The sequence below is a fragment of the Microvirga sp. P4_G7 genome (assembly GCF_056401005.1).
The window spans coordinates 1-1,318 of the sequence record NZ_JBFUKD010000871.1; the positions used below are offsets into that span (position 1 = coordinate 1).

2 protein-coding genes and 1 pseudogene are annotated in these 1,318 nt (G+C 60.8%); 2 read left to right on the plus strand and 1 reads right to left on the minus strand.

Annotation, left to right across the window (positions count from 1 at the left end; all coding sequences use genetic code 11):
- Positions 1 to 181, minus strand: a pseudogene (locus AC1DT3_RS21490) (pyridoxal kinase); the annotation flags it as partial.
- A gap of 149 nt (positions 182 to 330) precedes the next feature.
- Here AC1DT3_RS21490 and AC1DT3_RS21495 point away from each other — a divergent pair.
- Both AC1DT3_RS21495 and AC1DT3_RS21500 read left to right on the plus strand, forming a co-directional pair.
- Positions 331 to 852, plus strand: coding sequence for a DedA family protein (locus tag AC1DT3_RS21495; RefSeq protein ID WP_477467214.1), 522 nt, complete (start codon positions 331 to 333; stop codon positions 850 to 852).
- A 104-nt stretch (positions 853 to 956) separates the two neighbouring features.
- Positions 957 to 1,298, plus strand: a complete 342-nt coding sequence (locus AC1DT3_RS21500) for a hypothetical protein (protein WP_477467215.1) — start codon at positions 957 to 959, stop codon at positions 1,296 to 1,298.
- The last annotated feature ends 20 nt before the right edge of the window (positions 1,299 to 1,318 follow it).

Sequence of the window (1,318 nt, forward strand, 5' to 3'; positions counted from 1 at the left end):
GCTCCTCGATGGCTGGCCCGTCAAACACCCTGCCCTTCCAGGAGCCGTAGCCCGTATGGTTGGAAAATTGCACAGTGTGGATGGGCCAGACCTCTACCCCCAGGCGCTGCATGGGAAAGACGGCCGACGCATTGCCCACATGGCCGTAGGCGACGTGGGATTGGATCGAAAGGATGTTCATGGCAAAGCCCCAGCGTGAACCGTCGGACTAGCGCATCGACAGTCCTGCTTCAAATTGCGCTCTGTGATCCAATCGATCACGAAATATGACTCTCGTCCTTCGCTGCCCCTTCCGGGGGCTTCGGTCAAACATCTTCACCATCGGATTCCATGGATCTCGAAACCATCAAACTGGCGATCGTGGAATTTGTGCGCGCCAATCAGCACTTTGCGCCTCTTGTCGTCGGCTTGCTGACCTTCGGGGAATCGCTCGTGTTCCTCTCGCTTCTCCTGCCCGCGACGGCGATATTGGTAACGCTCGGGTTCATGCTGGCCCTGACCGAAATCCCCTTCTGGCACATATGGCTCGCCGCCTCGGTGGGTGCCGGCGCGGGCGATTGGCTGTCCTATGCCGTGGGACAACGCTTTCAGACCGCCGCCTACCGCGTCTGGCCGCTGTCGCGCAGTCCGCGCCTGATCGAACGGGGAGGGCGATTCTTTTTTCGTTTCGGCCCTTGGGCGGTGTTCATCGGACGCTTTTTCGGCCCCGCGCGTGCCGTCATTCCCTTGATCGCCGGGGTCTTCCTGATGCCGCCCGTGCTCTTTCAAGCGGCAAACTGGTCCTCCTCGTTCGTCTGGGCCTTCCTGCTCCTTGCACCCGGCGCCGGATTGATGGAATTCCTGGCGCGCTGAAAGCCAAAAAAGCACGTTCTTTCTGCTGGTCCTCTTTGTTCCGACAGGTGGCAAGTCACGGCCGCGATGTTACACGGTTTCGCATTGCCGGAACATGCGCCGCCATGAAACAGATTTCGAACGAACAACCTGATTGGTACGAGGACGACGAGTCGGAAGCCGAGACCAGCCCTGTCCCGGGCCTCCCGGATTCATGGCGTCACTACGGACGGTGGGTGGCTGCTGCCGGGTTCGCCGGCCTTTGGATCGTCGACACGATCCTCACTCTGGACACCGCACGGGACGCTAACGGTCTTGGTTATGTCTCGGGAAGCCTCTGGCGTCTCATGCTGGCACTGCTGATCTGCTGCGCCGTCTTCAAGCTGACCCAGCCTTACATCGGCCGCCTGTCCTACGTGGTGTGCGGACTCGGCGCGGCGTTCTTTCTCCTGGTCCACAGCACCTGAGGCCGGGCGAGGTTTCGCGG